Consider the following 21679-nt stretch of genomic DNA (forward strand, 5'->3'; position numbering starts at 1 on the left):
TTGTTCCGAGAGTAATTACTGTAATAACTATAGCCCCAACAGCGAATTGCCACGAATATATCTTTATGCGATAAGCACTTCCTTGTAGCCATTAAATAACACCCTTGTATTGTAGACATCTTTCTTCAAAACAGCTTTAAAGAAGTATTGCAATTATTCCAAATCGTCCTCAAGGCAGAAATAGTTGGTAGTCCTAAAACATACCTATTTCATATACCCGGTTCCTGTTTGAAACATTGTGCCAACATTTTATAGAGTTCAGGATGTTTTTTCTCGAGTAGATCGGGGCGTTCAAAAAAATATTCCGAAGCCACGGCAAAGAATTCCGCCTCGTTTATCCCCCCGTATTTACGGATATCGGAACGGTTTTTGTTTATTGCCTCCATTTCCCTATGGATCAATTTCAGCCAGGGAATCGTATATTGTTGTTGCAGGAGCCTTTCGGGGATACCGTCCGTAAAATCGTCGATCTTGTCGATAAGGTGCACGAATTCATGAATGGCGGTATTGCTTTTATCACTGGAATTCATAAAGCCGTGGTACAGTGCTTTCCGCGATAGGATCATTTGTTTTTCAAATCTCCCAGTCCCCACTAAACCGGCAATGTTCCGTGATTTTCCTTTCTTGTCAAATTCCAGGTCCCCATTGAAATGGTCGGGGTATAGCAAAACCCCACTTAAATTGGTATAATACCATTCCTCGAATCCGAAGACAGGTATAACCGCGCTGGCCGCGATCAATATTTTATCAAGTTCCCTCAGCTCCAATTGTACTCCATCAATATAGACCTCGCTTAAAAATTGCATCATTCTCTTTTGAAAAACCTCCTGTCTCTCCTTGGAAAGGTTCCGGTAGAAGAGCACTCTTTCCAATAGTAAAGGATGCCATTGCTGGGGGAAGGGCGCTACCTTTTTCTTTCCTATTCTTGATATGGAATAAAAGATAAGAAGAAGAATCAGCCCAAAAATTACGAGATAGAGCATATTTATTCAAGAAGGTTGATGAATGTCCTTTAGTATGAATTTACATGTTCCCCTTTAAATCCAATTTTTTGCAAAGTAGTTTTAACATCCTCTTCGGAGGCACCATTGCTTTTTATGGTAAGGATCTTGTCAGGATCGTTCGTGTCCACTTCCCAGGTATCGATTCCTTCAAGTTTGTCGAGAAATGGAGTTACTTTGGAGATGCACCCACCACAGTTGATATTCGTCTTTAATTTGATTGTTTCCATTCTATTTTGATTTATATTAATGTGCCGTTCCCAGTATCCTGTGAACATTTGTATGAATTTCATTAAGTTGCTTGAACAACTGTTGATATAAAGGCTCTTTTCTTTCCGTACAGCAAGAAACATAGAGTTTTCCTATTTGGCTTCCACATTCCTCAATTTCAACGATACAGTTTGAAATGGATTCTTTATTGGCCGTTCGCAATTGACTCCCCAGATTGTTCAGACTGTCAAAGGTGTCCTCCATTTTTTTACTTCTGACCGGCAAACAACAAGTGGCGGATAATTTTTCCAGTGTTGTTTCACATGTTGCGATCCTTTCCAAGGACATATTTATATAGTTGTTCTGGTTTGCGTCCATTTTTTTCACTTAGTTAATTGAATAATTCCTTAATCTTAAACTATTGGCCACGACGGATACACTGCTGAATGCCATTGCTGCACCCGCGATCATTGGATCCAATAAAAATCCGTTGATCGGATATAGTACTCCTGCCGCTATTGGAATTCCGATAATATTGTAGATAAAGGCCCAAAACAGGTTTTGACGAATTCCCAATACCGTTCTCTTTGAAAGTTTCAAGGCTTTTGGTATTGATTGCAGATCTGAGGTTATAAGGGTAATTTTTGCTACATCCATGGCTATATCGGAACCTTTGCCCATGGCAATGCTAACATCGGCTTGTGCCAGGGCATGTGAATCGTTTATGCCATCCCCCACCATGGCCACTATTTTCCCTTGGGATTGTAGTTCTTCAACAAATGCCGCCTTATCGGATGGCAGTACTTCGCCCTTATAGGTTGTTATGCCAACTTGTTCGGCCACTGCAGCTGCCGTTTTATTGTTGTCGCCGGTTAACATAAAAACCTCGATATTCTTTTCACCAAGGGCCTGTATGGCCTTCTTGGAGGTTGCCTTAATTTTATCGGCAATTGCCATGACCAATAGCACTTGCCTGCTATCGGCAAAGAAAATCACCGTCTTTGCCTTCCTTTCCAGACGCTCTGCCTCTCGGTTCAAGGAAGGGTCAATTAGAATCCCATTATCGGACAAGAGCTTATGGTTTCCCACAAAGAACCTTAACCCCTTTGAAGTTTCTCCTCGGACGCCCTTGCCGGTGATACTCTGAAAGTTTGAAACCTCCATGGGGGTGTTGTTCCCCAACTTTAAATACGATACTACGGCTTCTGCCAAGGGATGTTCCGATTGGGCCTCAAGAGCAAGTAGTATTTGTTTGTAATGGTCCTTTTCGACCACATGGTAGCTCCATAGGATGTCTGTTACCATTGGCTTGCCCTCGGTTATGGTCCCTGTTTTATCCAGGATTACCGCGTTTACCCTATGGCCCAGCTCCAGGCTTTCCGCATCCTTGATAAGAATGTTGTTTTCCGCACCCTTGCCGATACCAACCATAATTGCGGTGGGTGTGGCCAAACCTAGGGCACAGGGACAGGCAATGACCAATACGGCAACAGAGGTCAACAATGCCTGGGAAAAGCCGTTATCACCACCTATGGACAGCCAAACAATAAAGGTTAGGATAGAAATCATCATGACCACCGGAACAAATATGCCGGCTATTTTGTCGACCAATTTTTGTACAGGTGCTTTGCTCCCCTGAGCTTCCTGGACCATTTTTATGATTTGGGAAAGCAGGGTTTCCCCACCTACTTTTTCGGCAACAAACCGGAAACTCCCTTTTTGGTTCACGGTTCCCGAAAAAACCTTTTCTCCTTTTATTTTTTCCACGGGAACGGGTTCCCCGGAGATCATACTTTCGTCCACATACGAGTTCCCCTTGGATACCTCGCCGTCCACGGGAATCTTTTCCCCTGGACGGACCAAAATGGTTTGACCGATGCGGACGGTCGAAATTGGAATCTCCCTTTCGATTCCATTTTCAATCACCCTTAGCGTTTTGGGTTGTAGCCCCATTAGTTTTTTAATCGCTGAAGATGTGTTTGATTTGGCTTTTTCCTCCAACAATTTCCCCAAGGAAATAAACGTAATTATTACGGTGGCTGCCTCATAATAGACATGTGGGGTAATTCCCCGGTTCAACCAGAACTCGGGAAAAAAGGTATTGAAAACACTGAACAGAAAGGCGATCCCGGTACTGAGGGCCACCAAAGTGTCCATGTTGGCCTTGCCATACTTGGCCTGTTTGAATGCATTGATAAAAAAACTCCTTCCAAGCCAGAACAGAATAGGGATGGAAAGTACCAGGGAAATCCATTTTCCCGGGATCCAATCCATAAAGAACATGCCAAGGACAAAGACGGGCAGCGTAAGTATGGCCGACCAAATGGTGCGCGTCCTTATATCTTCATAATGTTTGATCTGAAGCTCTTGCTGGACTTCTGAAGCATTTTCGGCATTTACAATGAGGTCATAACCGACCGCCCGTAGGGCGTTTTGAAGGTCGTTGGGGCTTAATGCTTTATCATATTCCACCTGGACGGTACTACTGGCAAAATTGACACTGGCACCATGGACCCCGTCCGTATGGGTGAGAATGGATTCCACGCTGGAGGCACAGGCCGCACAGGTCATACCCGTGACCGGAAAGGATTTTTTTATTCCCTCGCTACTTGCATTGGATTTGGTTTCAAGTATATTTGTTTGCACCATTATCTATCTCAATTTTGTTACACAAAGTTCGGAATAGGATATGGGCAGGTTGTTACGATATTCGCTGAAAGTGTTATAGAATTCACCTTTATAACAGACTCTTATTTGATTTAGTGCATTGATAAGCCCTTGGTTTTGATTTCCAGAATATTGTTGTATTTCTGTTTTGAGAACATAGTATGCGCGGCTTCAGTATAGAAATGATGCTCATTCAGAAATTTAATATTGATATTTAGCCACTCTTCATCAGTAAATATTATTCCTGAAAATTTTGACTATTCTTCACGCAAAAACTTATTTGGGTTAAAAGGGTCTTTTCTCCTAGATGGCTTAAATCTGCATCACAAATAATTTATTAAACATCGTCCAAGGACTTCCTGTTTTTGACCACGCTCTTCCTAAACTGTGTTGGTGTCATCCCGGTTACTTTTTTAAATTGACTGCTCAAATAGGCAACACTACTATAATTGAGTTGATACGCTATTTCAGTTAATGTCAACTCATCATAAACAAGCAGTTCTTTACTTCGTTCAATTTTTTGGTTTATGACATATTGCTCAAAAGTGATGCTTTCAACCGAGGAAAAAAGTGAACTTAAATATTTGAAATCCAGTTTTAGTTCATTGCTTATGAGGTCTGCCCAAACTATATCTTTTCCTTCGTTGGAATGATGGACGTTGGCAATGACCAGGTTTTTCATCTGCTCTATGAGTTGACCCTTGCGGTCGTTGATAATTGTAAATCCAAACTTTTCAAGCCTGTCGTTTAAATCTTCCCTTATTTCGCCCATAAGCTCCTCTTTTAGGACTATTTCACCCAGGTTGACGGTTGTGTACGAAATCCCCATTTTATCCAAAATTCCTTGGACAGCCATAATACACCTTGGGCAAACCATGTTTTTTATGTATAACACTGATTTCATAACATTAAATTAGGTTCCATATGTAGCTCTGAATTCCCACCATGCTTTTAGGAAAATGGCAACTACCGCTATAACAAAAAACAACACTAGCGCTAAAATGCCATATATTTTTATCCTTTTATCCTTCTTTTCTTTCTCTAGATTCGATTCAAATTTCATTGAACCCCTTTCTTCCATTCTTCTTCTCCTGCGATTCTCGCTCATCATTAAACATTTTTAGCAACTATATCTGATCTATACCACTTACATTGGATCTGAATTGGAGCAATGCATTTTTCAGCCCATATCGATTCAAGCGTTTCTACGGCTCCAATAGGGCATACAGAAGAAGCGTAATCAAAATGTGTATTCCGAACAGTATTAATATTGAAATTAAAATGTATAGGCCTTCCTTTTGCCAAGAAACGCTCTCCGAATTTTGCAATTTCCTTTCTTTTTCTTCAATACCTTCATCCATAATCAATACATTTTGTCAATTTTGATTAGGCCAAACATTATCGTACCGTTCCTTTTTAAGGGCCTAAAACTCCTTTTTGCAACCACCTTTTTCAGGGTATTTACTTTGTCTATAGTTTGGTTCTTTTTTTTAATTTTATCATTGTCGGCGAACTGATGAACCACAATAAGAAGCCACTTAGCACAGTTATCAGGCCTAATAAGGAAAAGGCCCTTAGCACTACCGTGTTGAAGTTGTCCCTCCCTTCATAATCCATGGTATGGGTCATCCATAGAAAGTCGAACCATCGCCAATTACGGTGCCTTACAGTTTGGAAGGCACCGTTCCCAACGGCCACATAGGCTTTCAGGTCCTGGGGGGTCTCATAAGAAATCTCATATACTGGCAACGGCCTACCACGGTACTCGTGGTGGTCGCCCACTTCCTCGATAAGCTCGATCCCGGTGACCTTCAATTCCGGAAGCATATATCTGCTGGCCACTTGTCGGGCCTCTTCCCTGGTAATTTTGTCCTTCTTGTTTCCGGTTCGGGCATTGTACAGCAGCGTTCCATTGATCCAATAATAGGGGTGTCCGGCGATTTCCAGTAATTCCAGGGAACTGATGGGTTCTTTTGTTTCCAAACCGGAGGTGCCCAGTAAATCTGAAAAACGGGTTTGTTCCGGCCTTTCTTTTTTGAAATGGTCACCATGGATATCATCGATATCCGTCCAACTGAAATACATGCCGCTGATCGTCCACATCAAAAACTGGATACCCAAAAAGATGCCCAGGTAACGATGTACCTTTCTTATTTTTAATGAGGTCTGGCGTTTTACGATCATTACTTTTTGTTTCTGGAGGAGGAATGGGTCTTAATGATTTTCCAGTCCCCATCGGTCTTCCTTAGGATGGAGGTCGCGACCCCTTTTTTACGTATGGTTCTGGATTCCCCTTTTTCGTCCGGTCGAAGGACTATCGTATAGATGTATGTTTCAGTGGTGAAAGCGTAGGGCAGGTCAACCACAACATCTATCTTGTATTCAGAGAAATCAAAACTCTTGAAATGGCCCAGTTCCGGACCCAGATGGTGTTCAATATAATGTGCATAGCTACCTTCCACGCCGCCTTGTTCAAACACTTGCGAATCTTCCGAAAAAAGCGCGAACGTACCCGCTGTGGTCTTGTTTTCCAGAGCGTCCTTATAAGACTTCATTGTTTGGGCCACCATCCCCTTGTCCGAAGACGGTCCGTCTTGTTGTGCGTGGCCGGTGACGAACGTCAAAATTATCAGGACCGCAGGTATTAATCGTTTTAATGTTTTCATATGCTGTTTTTAAAGTTTCTTATTTATTTCTTTTCAAAGGCCGGTTCTCTTTGTATTATGAATACCGGGGACGGCTAAAATCATGCCCCGGGGCACGGTGAACACTTGGTTTTCCGATCTAGTTTGGCCTATTCGCCAAATAATAGCAATAACTTCCTATTTTGGTGTTTACAGAACCAGGTTCCTTTACGTTCTTGAAACCGGCCTTGATCATATAATCCGGGATAAGACCGTTTACATTGTCCGCTGTGGTTTGAAAACCATCGAGAATTTGGACGACATAAAATTGAACCCTCATCAATTTGGATTTCGGTTTCCCCCAGTCCCCGATGATCAATGTCCCATTTGGTTTTAACACCCTGTAAATTTCATTCAAACACGAAATTTTGGTTTCCCTGTCCAGCTGGTGGAACACCAACGAACTAAAGACCTTGTCGAAGGTCTTGGCCTCGTAGGGAAATAGGCTTCCATCATAGAGATCAAGTCTTATGGCGATATCATGTTTTCGGAACTTCTTTGCCGCGATATGCTTGACCTTTGGGTCGATATCCAGGCCGATGAAGTCCGTATGGGAATTTCTCTCCTTGGCCAGAACCAGATTCTGTCCCGTACCAAATCCAAATTCAAGAATTCGTTCATCGTCCTTGGGATTTAGGTGGTCCAACAACGTATTTCTAAATTTCGTCTCGGGCATCGTGATTTTGATGGCCAGGTCATAAAGGCCTGTGAGCCAGTTATAGCCTAGTGCCGGAATAAAATTTTTAGTGCTTTGTTCAACCATCTAGTACTGATTTTGTAATGGTATTTTTATCATGACCGTTCAATTCCCGCTCATCTGTAGGACTACGGTCCAGAGAACTATCGCCCCGAGGATAGCATAAAGGATGTACCTAAACCATTTTGTATGGTTTGGCCTACCGCCATTGCCCCCTTGTCCCGATTTACAACAATCTTTCATCATTTTGACTTTTGTAGTGCCTGTTAAGGGAAGAGCATCAACCACCGACCATTCTCTCTACCGCTCTTCCCATAACAGGGCTTTGCTACAATATTGGTACCTGGGCCTGGTAGGGGAATACAACTACCAACTAAATAAATAACACTAAACACCCGGCCCTGTCCCAGGATTTATCCTTACCGTAGTTAACTTTCGACCGCCTACGGACTTGTACGGCCACCGATCGACCAAAAAGCCATCGGTTACCCGAAAAGGGAAGGAATCAACCAAGCAACCAACCGATCGAAACAACCTTCCCCCTTACAGGATCTGTGATTACTGTATTACTTCTTTTACCTTTCCACAACTGAGCATTTGGGCGCCATAGTAGGGATTGCGTATGGCTTCGATGGAGGATAGCCAATAGGCGCCCCCGTTGAGGGCCATCGGGCAAAAGGCCTTATATATTTTACCAGATTTCAATTTTCCCTTCACTATTTTTTCCATGGCATTGCTCAACTCGGAAAATGCTTTTCGCTGTGCCTTTAAGTTATCGGTAGCGGCAATACTACTTGATGCCTCCAATGCAACCTCCGATCCTTCAATCTTTTTCAGGGCCTCGTTCAACATCAGCGCGCCCTTTTGGGCATCCTCGGAATTGGATCCCACCAAGTCGTTTTTGATGTGCTGGTAATGTTCGTAGGCGCTGGCCACATTGTCATCGCCGAACTCTATGGCAACCTGCTTCATTTCCATTTTGCTGTGGTCGTGGTTCAATTTTATTTTTTCCTGACCGTAGGTCATGGAGATGCCCAAAATGAAAAGGGCCATTATTCCTTTATTAATTTTTTCCATTGTTATGATTTTTTAGTTATTCGACTATAGGCCGTCTTTTAATTTCGATACCCAATCCAGCAAAGTTTTCTTTTCAGCTTCTGAAAGTTTCGCATCCCTATGGATTAGCGTATAGCTGGAAAGGGGCATGGCATCATCCTCGACCTGATTGATGATGGATTTTAACTTGCTGTTTTTTCTCCGCGACGAATATTCGCCCCATTGATTGAAGTTCAGTTCCTCTTTACCGTCTTCTATATGGTTTTCTAAAATCCACGCCATTGGTTGGATGGAATTGTACCAGGGATATTCCGTATTGTTGCTATGGCAATCGTAACAGGAGGTTTTCAATATCCCCTTTACGTTTTGCGGCACCTCATTGACCTTCATAAAATCCGTTTTGGGAACCAGATCGCTATGATTTCCAGTTGGACGGATAAACTGAATGCCCACAAGCAGCGCCAATACGGCCCATATCGTGATTTTTAGAACTTTCATTTAGTTGATCTGCTTCTCTAGCGAACCACAGCTGAGCATCTTGCTACCATAGTAGGGGTTTTTGATTTCCTTGTTTTCGCTTAACCATTGTGCGCCCTTATTGTTGTTGTACATGGGGCAAAAGTCCTGATACAAGGTCTTGTCGGTACCTGTTATCGCAATCAAATCGATTACATCCTTGCTCAATACGTCAAAGTGCTCGCGTTGATGGCCGAGAGGGCTTTTGGCAATATGCTCGGCATGTTCGGAGGCATCTTCGATAATATCCCTTAATTCCTTTTGTTGTTCCCCGGTAAATTTGCCTTGGTCGAAGTCGTTAAGCGCGCTCAGCAAATTCTCACCTTCTTCTGCGGCCCCTTCCTTGCTGTCGGCGACCAGCGCATTTTTTAATTTTATATAATGGCCTATGATCGGAGATGAGACCATAGCCTTTTCCTTGTCCATTGAGTCCATATCACCATGGTCCATTCCGGAATGGCCTTCATTCTCGCCCTCCATATGTCCGCTTTCCTCCATCTGTTGGGAATGGTGCCCGTCAGTGTTGTCGTGTTCCTTTTTGTTGTCCTTGCACGAGGTGGCCGTAAAAGTTATCATTGCGATTGCCAAAATTCCTGTTGTTGCTCTTACTTTTTTCATTTTGTTCGATTTATTGAGTTAAGTTTAATTATTGTTTTTTTTTATATGTGGAGGGTGGTCCGCTCAAAGTTTTTCAACTACGTTTTCCAGTTTTGCCGTTATTTCCTCGGCCAGTTCCTTTAATAATGGATTTTCAACGGCTTGCATGGAGGCCATAGGATTGATGGCGGCAACCTCGATGGTACCAGGCTCAATTTCCTGTACTATAACATTACAGGGAAGCATGGTGCCTATCTTGTCCTCCGCCTGTAAGGCCCTATGTGCATAAGGGGGGTTGCAGGCCCCCAAAATGCGGTACTTCTTAAAATCTATATCCAATTTGTTTTTTAAGGTTTCCCTGACGTCGATTTCCGTAAGGATCCCAAAGCCCTCATCCTTTAGGCCTAGGCCGACTTTTTCGATTACCTGATCAAAACTTCCTTCAAGGGTCTTATTAAAATAATATTTCATCGCTTCAGTTTTTTGTGATTCATCATTTGTTCTCAAGGTACCTGTTCATCATCCACTATTTCATCTTTGGCAGGCTTATCGCCCTTGCGCGATCCGGTGGGGTTTTCGGATCTTTTCGAAAGCCCCATCCTTTTCCCAACGAAATAGGAAATGCCAAGCATCAATATGGCCAATCCCAATGCATACAGATATGTTGTCATCGCCTAGTTTTTAGGTTTTGGTTCACACAAACAGTCTCGCACTTGGCCAAATACCCGGCATGGGTATTTGATGGGGTCATTGGACCTTTTAAAAAAGGATACTCGATGGCCATATGCTTGTTATCGATGATATTGAACGGGTCCAGGTCAAGGACGCGGTGGCCCAAAAAGGGTAGCACCCTGTCCTTTTCCATATTACCTATCGCTGTTTTTTGAAATTCATATAACTTTCCTTCGACTCAAAGTATGCCACTTGACCTTCTTCGTTCATAAGGACAATGTAGGCCTCGGTTTTATCTACCGGTCGCTTACTGTATAAATCGATACCTTCCCGTGCCTGTAAATGGGTATTTAAGGTTTTTACGCACATTTGGCAGCACCCATAATATGTTTTGCCGTTTACGGGCACGGGAATTTGTGCCTTGCCCATGTAGGCATCATTTACCATACATACCAAATCCTTTGGCACCTGGCTTCCAACCCTGTATTCTTGGGGGTCCATCGATGCCTTTTGATCGGCGACCGCTGTCAGGGGCCCATCGATTTCGGTTTCTATTTTCTTACTGTCGGTCTTACAGCCCATTAAACTAAAAAGGGCAAGACATCCTATAATCACTTGTTTTATCATCATATTTTATGCTTTTTGGGAAGGTGCACCGTTGCGCTCTCCCGTCTTTATTTTTATACAATGGTCCACGTGGCCAACATAGATTAGGCCATCACCACTTTCTCCCGTGCGGGCATATTTTCCAATGGTATCCGTTATCTTATCAACATCTTCTGCGGAACAGACAATTTCAACCTTGATGATCCTGGTATGCAAAAAGGGGAATTTTAAAGTGGGGAATTCTTTGACCGGATCGGTATAGTCCCCTACGCCCTCTCCCTCAAAGACCGTAAAGCAGCAGTAATGCTTTTCTTTAAGGGCCTTGGCCACAGCATTGAGTTTTTCTTTTCGTATAAATGCCTTGATTTCTTTCATTTGCCTTCTTTTTTATACTTGTCGTTCTATAGTTCCAAAAGGGCAATCGCTATTCTATGATCGTGGATTCCGTGGTCCCACAGGTTAACATTTTACCGCCCATATATGGGTTTTTTATAGTATCGTTCAAACTCAGCCAATAGGCCCCGTTATTGCCATCCGCCATTGGGCAGAATTGTTCGTATACTTTTTGGTTGACCCCGAAAAGCTTTATGGCCTTTGATAAATGAGCGGACAGATGTTTAAAATGTCCTCTTTGTTTTTCAATGTCCGCAGTTTCACTAATGGATTTTGATGCACTTTTCATTTCCTTTGAGATTGTCATCCAATGGTTATGCGCCTCATGATCGGTCAACAATTTCATATCTACCTTGGCCATAGCGTTTACAAGTTCGCCGGCCGGGTTTTTGGCCGCATCGGCGTTATCACCGACGAGCTTGTCCTTTAAGGTGATATAGTGTGAAAACACTTTTGCCAATTGGCTTTTGAAATCATCGGGAACGGTCATGCGCTTTTGCATTTTGGAGTGGTCCGAGTCATTTTGCATATTGGTATGGTCGGTTTCCCCTTCCATTTTTGAATGGTCCATGGAGTCATCTTTCATCGTGTCGTTTGCATCACCTCCCATGTCCATACCGCCATGGTTGTGGCCGGTCATGACCACTCCGCCTTCAGGGTTCATCATGCTTTTTTGTCCTACCAGCTGGGCGGACGCATCTATTCTGAAGACACCGTTGGTGGCAACGACCTCATTGGCCTCCAGACCTTCCTCGACAATGTAGAATTCGCCCATGTCCGCACCCAGCTTAATTTCCCTATAGACAAAGGAGATGGTTTTGTCATGAGGGACCTTGACGTATACCACGGCGCGTTTACCTGTCCAGAGCACGGATGATTTTGGTATGATTATAGCGTCCTCGACGTCTGACATCTCCGCTTGGATAAGGCCATTGGCATACATTTCCGGCAACAACTTGTTGTTTGGATTGTTGAGCTCGACCCTGACCTTGGCCACCCTGGTACTGGAGGACACAAATGGATCTACGTAGGTAACCTTGCCGGTAAAATCTTTCCCGGGCAGGGCCTGTATCGTAAAGCTGACCTTGTCATTGATTTTGATCCATGAAATGTCGGATTCATAGGCTTCGAACATCACCCAGACCGCACTTAGATTGGCTATTTCAAATAGCGGCTGTCCCTCCATGATGTAATTTCCCAACTCAACATTCCTCTTCATCACATAACCGGAATGATCGGATAGAATGTCTATCTGCTCCTGGACATTTCCGGACTTTTCAATGGCATCGATCTGGGCATCCGAAAGCTTCCATAACTTTAGTTTATTCCTTGATGCAACATATAACTGGGGGTATACGTCCTTGGACTTGATGGTCTCAAAGAGTTCCTTCTGTGCAGAAATCAATTCCGGGGAATAAATGCGGACGATTTTTTGTCCCCGATATACTTTTTCCCCCGTAAAGTTCACGTACAAGCGCTCTATCCTTCCTGGAATATGGGATACTTGGGAAAATAAACGTCTCTCGTCCGGTTTTACCCGGCCCAACAGGCGGATCTCTTTGGCCGCATTGGCCTCCCTGACCACGGTGGTCTGGATGTTGGCCAATTGTACGGCTTCCTCGGTCATCACAATTTCATTGGAAGCGATACTTTCTGTCGTGCTCCCCGATTCCTCCAAGGGAATCAATTCCATGCCACAGATGGGACAAGTTCCCGGTTCTTCCAGCTTTATTTGTGGGTGCATGGAGCAGGTCCACAACTGGGTCTTCGGATCTTGGACATATTCATGTTCGCCGTCCTTATGGACGGTTTCGGGACTTCCACCTGAAAATAGGGTCCCTAATAGTATACCAACGATCAAGATGCCGCCAGCGATCAAATAATTTTTATATTTCTGAATGTATTTCATGTCTTGGCTTTTTACGTTTAATTTCCTAATAAGTAATATATGAACGCCACCGCGGCATTTTTGTCCGTCAATGCTTTTTGATGGGCCAGTTCATAGCGCAACAATTGTCTTTCTATTCTCAGGACTTCCTCAAAATCCTTGGAATCCGTGGAATAGGAGGTAATGAGTATGTCCAATACCTTTTTGGCGATTTCCGACTGGCGTTTGTTCAGGGCAATCCTTCTGTCGCCGTCGTTGAAGTCTTTCGAGGTATTCTCATAGATGGTGTTAAGACTGTTTTTCTTGTCTTCCTTTCTTAAGGTCTCACCTTCCTGCAAGTATTCCGCCTCCTTGACCATGGCCTTATATTTTTTACGGTACAGGGGTATGGAAATCCCGACCGAAGGAAACAAAAAGGCATCTTCCCCGTTGTCCGTGGCCGTTGATAAGGGGTTTTCACCGACAACAGTGTAACTTAATCCAATATTGAATTTGGGCAGGCCTTCCTTTTTCGCCACTACCTCCTGGTTTACAAAGGCGTTCAACCTATGTTCAATGGCTTTCAATTGGTGGTTGGAAGCATAAATCTCTTCCATGACATCCAACTGGCCCTGGGGCAGCTCGTCCTGCCATAAGGTATCCGGCACGACTATCGGGGCCTGGCCATCGGTATTCAACAAGTTGTTGAATTTTACCTGCAAGGCATACCTTGTATCCCGAAACAATTCCAATTGGTTTTCAAGATCGTTCAATTCCAGCTCTACCCTTAGTTCATCCACGACCGAGGCGTTTCCGGCCTCTATCTTCACCAGGGACAACCGTTTGAAGATGTTGAGGATCTCCATGTTCTCCTGGGTGATCTTAATGGCCTTTTCAATGAAATAGTAGTTGTAATAGGCCGTTTTGACCTCAAAGAAGAGATTCGATTTTGTGTTTTCGAAATCCTCATATTTTGCGCTTGCCAATTCAGTGGCGACATCCTCCTTGGCGCCCAATAGGCCGAACCACGGAAAACTTTGCGCTAGGTTAAAACGCCATTCCTGGGGGCCGACCCTAGTTTCTACGGGTTGTATAAAATACCCGAACGCGACCGTGGGGTCTGGCAAGGCACCTACCTGGGGAACCTTTTCCATTGCCGCCATATAGTCGTTGAACTTTCCCTTGAGTCCGGGATTGTTCTCGGCCGCAAACGTTAGATACCCTTCAAGGTCGGTTTGACCAAAAAGCGAGGTCCCTATCGTTAATGCGAAAAGCATGAAAACAATGGCGTCCTTTTTTGAAAATATCTTTGTTGATCTAAGCATCGCTTTCTTTTAATTGTTTTTTGAAATTTTTCTCTTTCCACATGCTGTATAGAACCGGTACAACGAACATGGTCATTACCTGTAGCAACATTCCGCCGAAGGTTGGAATGGCCATGGGAATAACGACATCGGAACCCTTACCGGTAGCAGTAAGTACCGGGATCAAGGCGATAATGGCCGTGGCCGCCGTCATCATTGCAGGACGGACCCTTTTGGAACCTGCATGCAGTACGGAGGTTCTTATTTCATCTATCGTTTTGGGTTTCTCCTTTTCAAATGTCTGCATAAGATAGGTGCCCATAATAACACCATCATCGGTAGCGATACCAAAAAGTGCTATAAAACCGACCCAAACGGCCACACTCAGATTTATCGTATGAAGCTGAAACAGGTCTCGCATATCCACTCCCGCAAGGTTAAAGTTCAAGAACCAATCCTGACCGTAGAGCCAAATCATAATAAAACCACCTGCAAAAGCCACGAATATTCCCGAGAATACCATTAAAGCCGGGGTCATTGATTTAAACTGGAAATACAATATCAATAGGATGACGATCAATGAAATGGGCACTACGATCATCAGCCGTTTTGAGGCCCTGATCTGGTTTTCATAATTACCGGTAAAACGATAGGTTACCCCAGCAGGTAATTGGAACTCGCCACTTTCCAATTTTGCTTCGATCAGGGCTTGGGCATCCTCCACAACATTGGTTTCCGCATAGCCATCCTTCATATCGAATATGACATAACCGGTTAAAAAGGTGTCTTCACTTTTAATGACCTGTGGTCCACGGACGTATTCTATATCTGCCAATTCCCCCAATTCTACTTGAGGGCCCGCTGGTGTGGGAATCAATATCTTCTTCAGATCATCGGGATTGTCCCTGTACTCCCGTGCATAGCGGACCCGTACGGGGAACCGTTCCCTACCCTCTACGGTGGTGGTCAATTGTCTACCGCCTACTGCCACGGATAGCTGCATTTGCATATCCTTGATGGTCAATCCATATCTGGACATGGCCCGTCTATTCAAACGTATTTCCAGATAAGGTTTTCCAACAACCCTATCGGCAAAAACCGTAGGGGGGTTTACACTAGGGACCTCTTTTAAGATAGTCTCCAGTTCAAACCCTACCTTTTCGATTACCTCTAACGTAGGTCCAAAAACCTTTATGCCCATTGGGGCCCGCATACCCGTTGCCAGCATAATCAATCGAGTCTGGATCGGTTGCAGTTTTGGTGCCGACGTAAGCCCGGGGAATTTCGAATGCTTAACGATCTCGTTCCAGATATCGTCGGGCTTTTTTATCTTTTCCCGCCATTGCCTGAAGTTTTCGCCATCCTCATCCTCAGTGAGCTGTTCAACACCAATTCTTCTAAACTCGTCTTCACCATATTTATAGGTGGATCCGTCTTTCAACAGAAAGGCTTCATCATCGTTTACTTTAAAGCGCATACGATGGCCATCTCCATCCAAAATATATTCGGGCAGATAGTTGATGGTATTTTCGTACATAGAGGTAGGTGCCGGGTCCAATGCAGAATTTACCCGGCCCCATTTTCCTACGGCGGATGCGATTTCCGGTATGGAGTTTAAATGCTTGTCGACTGTTGCAATGACCTCCATATTTTCAGTAATACTGGAGTGTGGCATCGTGGTCGGCATCAATAGGAAAGAACCCTCGTCCAGTGCCGGCATGAACTCTTTGCCCAGTCCGGGGAACGTTTCGTCCAATTTATTCCACACCACATTGTTTTTGGCAAATTCAGGCATAAAACCAAGGACTTGTCCAAACCCCAGCCAAATATTCATCCCTAGGAAAACAACAAAAATGGGGATGAATAAAAACTTCCATTTATTATTCAAACACCAGAGTAAGATTCTTTTATAGAAATGCACTATGCCCATTAATGCCCCCAGAACCAGCCCTATGACGAATATCACGAAAATGAAGTTGACAAATGTCGAATTTGAGACTCCCAAAGGCATCCATTCGATGGTCAGGAAGTAGACCAAAATTATAATTGCGATGGCTATATTTATATAATTGGCCATTTTTTCAGAATAGGGCAATCTTATTCTTCCGTTAAAACCATTCCAGTCCGGGACCTGGGTAAGTAAATTGTTTATACCAATGGCAATCAGGGAGATTGAAATAACACTTCCGTACCCTATGAGGAAGACCAAACCGAAACCGATCAAGATGGCATTAAATATTCGGCTCGTTCTCTTTGTATCTATTTTAATGGAAAACATAACTCTTGCCATGGCAGGAATAAACATAATACCAATGAACAGTGCCGAAATCAAGGCGAATGTTTTGGTCCATGCCAAGGGCCTGAACAATTTTCCCTCGGCGGCCTGCATGGCAAATACAGGCAAAAAACTTACGACCGTGGTCGCAAGGGCAGTAATTACAGCCGAGGCCACCTCCACTGTGGCCACATATATGACCTGCACCAATTTTTTGCCCCTGGCACCATGGTTTTCGGGCATTTCCAAATGCCTGACTATATTTTCGGTAAAAACAATCCCTACATCGATCATTACACCGATGGCAATGGCTATACCAGATAGGGCCACAATGTTGGCGTCCACATTGAAATATTTCATGAGTATGAACGTCATCAATACCCCGACGGGCAATATGCTTGAGATCAATACCGAGGCCCTGAGATTCAGTACCAATACGATCACGACTAAAATGCTTATCAATATTTCATGGGATAGTGCCAACTCCAGAGTCCCCAAGGTTTCTTGGATAAGACCGGACCGATCATAAAATGGAACTATGGTTATTTTTGAAACGGTTCCGTCGGCCAGGGTTTTGGATGGTAAGCCTGGGGCGACTTCCTCGATTTTATCCTTCAGGTTATGGATTACCTCCTGGGGGTTTGCACCATATCTGGCCACAACCACCCCTCCAACGGCCTCGATGCCGCTTTTATCGAGTCCGCCCCTACGTCCTGCAGGACCAAATTGTATTTTGGCAACATCTTTTAGACGTATGGGTACGTTGTCCCTGACCGTAACCACGCTTTCTTCAAGATCGGATAAGTTTTTAAGGTACCCCAGGCCCCTGACCAAGTATTCGGCCCTATTGAACTCCAAGGTCCTTGCACCTATATCGAGGTTACTGTTCTTGACGGCATTCATTATCAGCCCTACATCGACATTATTGGCCTTCATGGCATCGGGATCGATTTCCACTTGATACTCCTTTAAAAAACCACCGATGGAGGCGACCTCGGAAACCCCGCTGGCCGCGGTGAGATAATAGCGTACATAGAAGTCCTGGATGGTCCGAAGTTCCTGTGGGTCCCAACCACCGGTGGGTTTTCCGGTTTTGGGATCTCTGCCCTCCAGTGTATACCAGTAAACCTGGCCCAGAGCGGTAGCGTCAGGGCCAAGGGCCGGGGTAACTTCATTTGGGACGGTGCCCGGTGGCAGGGAATTCAGTTTTTCCAAAATCCGTGTTCGGCTCCAGTAAAAATCAACATCGTCATTAAAGATGATATAAATACTGGATAGCCCGAAAATGGAATTACTTCGAATTGTCTTTACCCCTGGAATACCCAAGAGTGCGGTGGTCAATGGATAGGTAATCTGGTCCTCGATGTCCTGAGGTGACTGCCCCATCCATTCGGTAAAAACGATTTGTTGGTTTTCACCGATATCGGGAATGGCATCCACGGGGACAGGACTTCTGTCCATCCACGAAAGTTCCCAATTGAATGGAGCGGTTACAATGCCCCCCGCGATGAACGCAAAGAGCAACATGAATGTTATCAACTTGTTCTCAAGAAAATAACGGATGGTTTTATCTAACATTTTAATTTGTTTTGATTTTTGGCTTATGCTTGGATCCAAGCGGACGGAAAGAGCGGTCCTACTTTTGGCCAGGAGCAATGAAACGTTGATTAATCTTAGGGATTAGTACGTTTAAAGTGACCGTATGCATAGGAGCTACACGATCTGCATGCAAAAATCAAATAAGGAAGGTCTGGTCCAGGATAAGAATATCCTTGACCAAAAGAGGTGGTGGGTAGCCCCTGAAGGGAACTACATTTTCCTGTAGCCCGTCAAAGCTGTTTAAAGCGGTCAGAATATAGGCCGCAATAAACTGTTGCTGTTCAAAAGAGAGCTTTTCAAATGAAATTTTCAGGTCGTCTTGACCATCGAAAAGGATGGTCTCGTCACTACAACACTTCTTTTTTGCCAAACCGCAGTCAAGGGAACTGGATTCTTTTTGAACTTCCATCCCACAGGAATCGGCTGCTCCAAAAAAGGAGGAATCGACCAAAACATCCCCACAATAATGGTTGTCAAGCGTAAAAGAAAACGTTGACAGTAGCACAATCAGTGCCATTGAGAAAGATGTTATTTTATGAAAAAAGGTTTTCATTCGTTTGTAAAACTACAAAAATTTTAACACGAATACTGTGTTTAACATAATTTTAGAAGCAGAAGGAAGGTCATATCACTGCTTTTTTTGTGCAGGTCCACTGATGTTCAATATATATTCCACAAGATCCCTGATTTCCTCCGGAGGGTTTCCATGGTCAAATCCGGACGATTCATAGGCCCGCTTTTTTATGGAGATTTTCAGTTTTGCATGGGCGGCGGCATCAGCCAATCTTTTATCTGATGGAGCCTTTAAATAGGGTAGCCCTTTAAAAGATAAACCCTCCAGTAATTTAACCAGTCTTGCCCTTTGTTCATCCTTGATCTCCAAACTGTCTGTGGTCTTGCTGTTTCGTGTGCTGTGATAGATGAATATTTTTTCCTTGACCACTATCCTTTCGGACATCCCTCTGGTAATGGTCCGGTATTCTATGATATAATCATCAAGTCCCTCCTGTGAGGACAGGGGGAAATTTAAAAAGAACATCAGAAAAAGGGCTGCGCCAATTTTGGGAATCATTATGTGTTTTTGATTTTCAAAGGTAACTATACGGGAACCACGGGAATTATGACTTTGGTCATAGTGGGAAGGTATCGGAATAGGGAAAGATAATCCGAAATATTATTTAGAATCCTTCTTAATTATTTTGCCGCTTAGGAAAACATGTCTAGGTTTGCACTCTGTTTTTATCAAATCTAAATAAATATTACATGAGAAATTTCTTGTTCTCGACCTTTGCGGCATTGCTGGTAACTTATACCGGCCTTTCCCAAGAGAATGAAATGGAAAAGGATTCGGCAACGGCAAAAATTGAAGTGCTCAATGAGGTGGTGGTCAGTGGGAGCGTAATCTTGGGGAGTGAGTTCGAGGCAAGGAACAGGACCGGATCGGCGCAATTTATTTCGGAAAAGGAGCTGAAAAGATTTGGTTACACCGATATCAATCGAACGTTGAAAAGAGTTCCCGGGGTCAACATATATGAGGAGGATGGCTTCGGTCTACGGCCCAATATCAGCCTAAGGGGCACTTCCCCGGAAAGGAGCGCAAAAATTAACCTTATGGAAGATGGGGTCCTGATCGCCCCTGCGCCGTATAGCGCCCCTGCGGCCTACTACTTTCCTACTTTGGGGAGAATGCAGGCCGTGGAAATTTTAAAGGGAAGCAGCCAGATCCAATACGGCCCGAATACAACGGGTGGAGCGATCAATATGATCTCTGCACGGATTCCCGATCAATTTGGGGGCAAGGTCTCCCTATCGGCCGGTAATTATAATTCAAGGAACGCCCAGGTTATTGTCGGCAATGATTTCGGAAATTTTGGATTCGTAAGCGAGTACTACAATTATAATTCCGATGGTTTCAAAAATCTGGATGGGGGAGGCAATACAGGTTTTGATAAATCCGACTATTTGGCGAAATTCAGAATAAATACGGATGAAGATGCCAAAATCTACCAAGCGCTTCTATTTAAAATTCAATTTTCAGAGGAAAAGGCCAATGAAACGTATTTGGGTCTGACGGACACCGATTTTAACGAGGACCCATATCGAAGATATAGGGCCTCGTCAGAGGACGTTATGGATACGGAGCACCGGCAGTACCAGTTGACCCATTTTCTTAAATTTTCGCCCGCACTCAGTATCAGCACCACTGGATACCTGAACAAGTTTAAACGTAATTGGTACAAACTGGACGATGTCAACCTAGGGGAGCGCGTTGGAATAAATAAGGTACTCTCGGACCCTGGCACATATGACATGGAATACAGTGCATTGCTGGGAAATACGGATACGGCAGAGGACGTGTTTGGAATAAAGGCCAATAACAGAACATACAGTTCCAAGGGCATTCAGTCCATTGCCCGGCTGCGCTGGGGCACGGATTGGCTACAAAGCCTGGAGTTGGGGGCTAGGTACCACACCGACGAGGAAGATAGGTTCCAATGGGTGGACAGATATGCCTTCTCCAATAACGAACTCATACGTACGACAGTGGGGGTCAAGGGAGCCAACGCGAATCGAATCAGTAATGCCAAAGCATTTTCGGCCCATACGTTGTACAAACTGAATATTGGGAGGTTCACCTTAACCCCTGGGCTTCGGTACGAGAACATAGCCATGGGGAGAATGGATTATGGAACAAATGATACCACGAGATCGGGCACGGAGCTTTCCGAGCGATCCAACAGGGTGGATGTTTGGATTCCGGGAGTGGGGGCAAACTATACCTTTACCAACAACCTATCGGTTTTCGGAGGGGTACACAAAGGGTTTTCTCCCCCCGGGAACATCGATGGCCAGGATGCCGAAAAAAGCATAAATTACGAATTGGGAACTCGTTTTAACCATAAGGGAATTCGCGGCGAGGTCGTTCTGTATTACAATGATTACCAAAACCTATTGGGCAGCGACCTTGCCGCTAGTGGGGGCACGGGCAGTCTGGATCAGTTTAACGCCGGAGCTGTAAGGGTCAGTGGAGCGGAACTGCTATTGAGTTACGATCCCCTGAAGAATACTTCTGAAAAATTCGGCCTACCCATATCCTTTACCTATACCTTGACGGATACCGAATTTCTAAGCTCATTTGAAAGTGATAATGACATCTTTGGAGCGGTCACGGCAGGGGATGAAATACCCTATATAGCCAAAAACCAATTCAATTTGAACCTGGGGCTGGAACATGAGAAGTTTGCCCTTGATGTAGGGGCACGTTACACAGATGCTTTCAGGACGCTGGCCGGAACAGGTGCGATCGCGCCAAACCTAAAGGTGGAATCGAATTTTGTCATCGATATGTCGGCACGATATTTTTACAACGAACACTTTGTATTTTCCGCTAATGTCATAAACCTATTGGATGAAGTTTATGCGGTGTCAAGAGTTCCTGCAGGCTTAAGGCCGGGGCATCCCTTTGGGGTCAATTTTTCAATGGCCTACGGGTTTTGAAATATGGGAAGTCCTTGGGCGGGATAATAAGGGCGAG

General features: G+C 44.2%; 23 protein-coding genes. 1 reads left to right on the plus strand and 22 read right to left on the minus strand.

What is annotated here, in order from left to right; translation table 11 throughout:
- Positions 1–209 precede the first annotated feature (209 nt).
- From CRO15_RS15505 to CRO15_RS15600, 22 genes are all read right to left on the minus strand, one after another.
- Positions 210–983, minus strand: coding sequence for a M90 family metallopeptidase (locus CRO15_RS15505; protein WP_097046772.1), 774 nt, complete (start codon positions 981–983; stop codon positions 210–212).
- Between the two features lie 29 nt (positions 984–1012).
- Positions 1013–1231, minus strand: coding sequence for a heavy-metal-associated domain-containing protein (locus tag CRO15_RS15510; RefSeq protein ID WP_097046773.1), 219 nt, complete (start codon positions 1229–1231; stop codon positions 1013–1015).
- 16 nt (positions 1232–1247) lie between these two features.
- Positions 1248–1589 carry a hypothetical protein gene (locus tag CRO15_RS15515; protein ID WP_133067259.1) on the minus strand — a complete coding sequence of 114 codons (342 nt, stop codon included), beginning with the start codon at positions 1587–1589 and terminating at the stop codon, positions 1248–1250.
- A 9-nt stretch (positions 1590–1598) separates the two neighbouring features.
- Complete coding sequence (locus CRO15_RS15520) at positions 1599–3860, minus strand: heavy metal translocating P-type ATPase (protein WP_097046775.1); 2262 nt, start codon at positions 3858–3860, stop codon at positions 1599–1601.
- A 355-nt stretch (positions 3861–4215) separates the two neighbouring features.
- Complete coding sequence (locus CRO15_RS15525) at positions 4216–4782, minus strand: helix-turn-helix domain-containing protein (protein ID WP_097046776.1); 567 nt, start codon at positions 4780–4782, stop codon at positions 4216–4218.
- A gap of 9 nt (positions 4783–4791) precedes the next feature.
- Positions 4792–4986, minus strand: a complete 195-nt coding sequence (locus CRO15_RS19660) for a hypothetical protein (RefSeq protein ID WP_133067260.1) — start codon at positions 4984–4986, stop codon at positions 4792–4794.
- Positions 4987–5348: 362 nt separating this feature from the next.
- Positions 5349–6062, minus strand: a complete 714-nt coding sequence (locus CRO15_RS15530) for a PepSY domain-containing protein (RefSeq protein ID WP_417935221.1) — start codon at positions 6060–6062, stop codon at positions 5349–5351.
- Positions 6062–6433 carry a nuclear transport factor 2 family protein gene (locus CRO15_RS15535; protein WP_243396989.1) on the minus strand — a complete coding sequence of 124 codons (372 nt, stop codon included), beginning with the start codon at positions 6431–6433 and terminating at the stop codon, positions 6062–6064. Before CRO15_RS15535 ends, CRO15_RS15530 begins: the two co-directional genes overlap by 1 nt.
- A 229-nt stretch (positions 6434–6662) precedes the next feature.
- Positions 6663–7325, minus strand: a complete 663-nt coding sequence (locus CRO15_RS15540) for a class I SAM-dependent methyltransferase (protein WP_097046778.1) — start codon at positions 7323–7325, stop codon at positions 6663–6665.
- Positions 7326–7817: 492 nt separating this feature from the next.
- Positions 7818–8336 carry a DUF3347 domain-containing protein gene (locus CRO15_RS15545; protein ID WP_097046779.1) on the minus strand — a complete coding sequence of 173 codons (519 nt, stop codon included), beginning with the start codon at positions 8334–8336 and terminating at the stop codon, positions 7818–7820.
- A gap of 24 nt (positions 8337–8360) precedes the next feature.
- Positions 8361–8813 (minus strand): heme-binding domain-containing protein, encoded by a 453-nt coding sequence (locus CRO15_RS15550; protein WP_097046780.1) that lies wholly within the window; start codon positions 8811–8813, stop codon positions 8361–8363.
- A complete protein-coding gene (locus CRO15_RS15555; protein WP_097046781.1) occupies positions 8814–9449 on the minus strand; it encodes a DUF3347 domain-containing protein in 636 nt (211 codons plus the stop codon).
- Positions 9450–9512: 63 nt separating this feature from the next.
- Positions 9513–9899: a DUF302 domain-containing protein gene (locus tag CRO15_RS15560; RefSeq protein WP_097046782.1), complete on the minus strand. Its 387-nt coding sequence runs from the start codon at positions 9897–9899 to the stop codon at positions 9513–9515.
- Positions 9900–9931: 32 nt separating this feature from the next.
- A complete protein-coding gene (locus CRO15_RS19790) occupies positions 9932–10099 on the minus strand; it encodes a hypothetical protein (protein WP_165769975.1) in 168 nt (55 codons plus the stop codon).
- On the minus strand, positions 10096–10293 hold the full coding sequence (locus CRO15_RS15565; RefSeq protein ID WP_097046783.1) for a hypothetical protein: 198 nt from the start codon (positions 10291–10293) through the stop codon (positions 10096–10098). Before CRO15_RS15565 ends, CRO15_RS19790 begins: the two co-directional genes overlap by 4 nt.
- Before the next feature lie 5 nt (positions 10294–10298).
- Complete coding sequence (locus CRO15_RS15570; RefSeq protein WP_133067261.1) at positions 10299–10730, minus strand: hypothetical protein; 432 nt, start codon at positions 10728–10730, stop codon at positions 10299–10301.
- A gap of 3 nt (positions 10731–10733) precedes the next feature.
- Complete coding sequence (locus CRO15_RS15575; RefSeq protein WP_097046785.1) at positions 10734–11081, minus strand: P-II family nitrogen regulator; 348 nt, start codon at positions 11079–11081, stop codon at positions 10734–10736.
- Positions 11082–11130: 49 nt separating this feature from the next.
- Complete coding sequence (locus tag CRO15_RS15580; RefSeq protein ID WP_097046786.1) at positions 11131–13008, minus strand: efflux RND transporter periplasmic adaptor subunit; 1878 nt, start codon at positions 13006–13008, stop codon at positions 11131–11133.
- A gap of 17 nt (positions 13009–13025) precedes the next feature.
- Entirely contained in the window at positions 13026–14291 is a 1266-nt protein-coding gene (locus tag CRO15_RS15585; RefSeq protein ID WP_097046787.1) for a TolC family protein, read from the minus strand.
- The gene (locus CRO15_RS15590; RefSeq protein ID WP_097046909.1) at positions 14284–18123 is read right to left on the minus strand and encodes an efflux RND transporter permease subunit; all 3840 of its coding nucleotides are present in this window, start codon (positions 18121–18123) and stop codon (positions 14284–14286) included. The genes CRO15_RS15585 and CRO15_RS15590 overlap by 8 nt, the downstream gene beginning before the upstream one ends.
- A gap of 157 nt (positions 18124–18280) precedes the next feature.
- Entirely contained in the window at positions 18281–18697 is a 417-nt protein-coding gene (locus CRO15_RS15595; protein WP_097046788.1) for an HYC_CC_PP family protein, read from the minus strand.
- 75 nt (positions 18698–18772) lie between these two features.
- Positions 18773–19216: a hypothetical protein gene (locus CRO15_RS15600; RefSeq protein WP_097046789.1), complete on the minus strand. Its 444-nt coding sequence runs from the start codon at positions 19214–19216 to the stop codon at positions 18773–18775.
- A gap of 191 nt (positions 19217–19407) precedes the next feature.
- Between CRO15_RS15600 and CRO15_RS15605 the strand changes: the two genes are divergently transcribed.
- On the plus strand, positions 19408–21642 hold the full coding sequence (locus tag CRO15_RS15605) for a TonB-dependent receptor family protein (protein ID WP_097046790.1): 2235 nt from the start codon (positions 19408–19410) through the stop codon (positions 21640–21642).
- The last annotated feature ends 37 nt before the right edge of the window (positions 21643–21679 follow it).

The organism is Flagellimonas pacifica (assembly GCF_900215465.1).
GTDB lineage: Bacteria > Bacteroidota > Bacteroidia > Flavobacteriales > Flavobacteriaceae > Flagellimonas > Flagellimonas pacifica.

Bases quoted from the DNA above. Each gene is read 5' to 3' on its own strand.
- CRO15_RS15505 (WP_097046772.1), bottom strand. From the start codon at position 983: ATGCTCTATCTCGTAATTTTTGGGCTGATTCTTCTTCTTATCTTTTAT.
- CRO15_RS15510 (WP_097046773.1), bottom strand. From the start codon at position 1,231: ATGGAAACAATCAAATTAAAGACGAATATCAACTGTGGTGGGTGCATC.
- CRO15_RS15515 (WP_133067259.1), bottom strand. From the start codon at position 1,589: ATGGACGCAAACCAGAACAACTATATAAATATGTCCTTGGAAAGGATC.
- CRO15_RS15520 (WP_097046775.1), bottom strand. From the start codon at position 3,860: ATGGTGCAAACAAATATACTTGAAACCAAATCCAATGCAAGTAGCGAG.
- CRO15_RS15525 (WP_097046776.1), bottom strand. From the start codon at position 4,782: ATGAAATCAGTGTTATACATAAAAAACATGGTTTGCCCAAGGTGTATT.
- CRO15_RS19660 (WP_133067260.1), bottom strand. From the start codon at position 4,986: ATGAGCGAGAATCGCAGGAGAAGAAGAATGGAAGAAAGGGGTTCAATG.
- CRO15_RS15530 (WP_417935221.1), bottom strand. From the start codon at position 6,062: ATGATCGTAAAACGCCAGACCTCATTAAAAATAAGAAAGGTACATCGT.
- CRO15_RS15535 (WP_243396989.1), bottom strand. From the start codon at position 6,433: ATGAAGTCTTATAAGGACGCTCTGGAAAACAAGACCACAGCGGGTACG.
- CRO15_RS15540 (WP_097046778.1), bottom strand. From the start codon at position 7,325: ATGGTTGAACAAAGCACTAAAAATTTTATTCCGGCACTAGGCTATAAC.
- CRO15_RS15545 (WP_097046779.1), bottom strand. From the start codon at position 8,336: ATGGAAAAAATTAATAAAGGAATAATGGCCCTTTTCATTTTGGGCATC.
- CRO15_RS15550 (WP_097046780.1), bottom strand. From the start codon at position 8,813: ATGAAAGTTCTAAAAATCACGATATGGGCCGTATTGGCGCTGCTTGTG.
- CRO15_RS15555 (WP_097046781.1), bottom strand. From the start codon at position 9,449: ATGAAAAAAGTAAGAGCAACAACAGGAATTTTGGCAATCGCAATGATA.
- CRO15_RS15560 (WP_097046782.1), bottom strand. From the start codon at position 9,899: ATGAAATATTATTTTAATAAGACCCTTGAAGGAAGTTTTGATCAGGTA.
- CRO15_RS19790 (WP_165769975.1), bottom strand. From the start codon at position 10,099: ATGACAACATATCTGTATGCATTGGGATTGGCCATATTGATGCTTGGC.
- CRO15_RS15565 (WP_097046783.1), bottom strand. From the start codon at position 10,293: ATGGAAAAGGACAGGGTGCTACCCTTTTTGGGCCACCGCGTCCTTGAC.
- CRO15_RS15570 (WP_133067261.1), bottom strand. From the start codon at position 10,730: ATGATGATAAAACAAGTGATTATAGGATGTCTTGCCCTTTTTAGTTTA.
- CRO15_RS15575 (WP_097046785.1), bottom strand. From the start codon at position 11,081: ATGAAAGAAATCAAGGCATTTATACGAAAAGAAAAACTCAATGCTGTG.
- CRO15_RS15580 (WP_097046786.1), bottom strand. From the start codon at position 13,008: ATGAAATACATTCAGAAATATAAAAATTATTTGATCGCTGGCGGCATC.
- CRO15_RS15585 (WP_097046787.1), bottom strand. From the start codon at position 14,291: ATGCTTAGATCAACAAAGATATTTTCAAAAAAGGACGCCATTGTTTTC.
- CRO15_RS15590 (WP_097046909.1), bottom strand. From the start codon at position 18,123: ATGTTAGATAAAACCATCCGTTATTTTCTTGAGAACAAGTTGATAACA.
- CRO15_RS15595 (WP_097046788.1), bottom strand. From the start codon at position 18,697: ATGAAAACCTTTTTTCATAAAATAACATCTTTCTCAATGGCACTGATT.
- CRO15_RS15600 (WP_097046789.1), bottom strand. From the start codon at position 19,216: ATGATTCCCAAAATTGGCGCAGCCCTTTTTCTGATGTTCTTTTTAAAT.
- CRO15_RS15605 (WP_097046790.1), top strand. From the start codon at position 19,408: ATGAGAAATTTCTTGTTCTCGACCTTTGCGGCATTGCTGGTAACTTAT.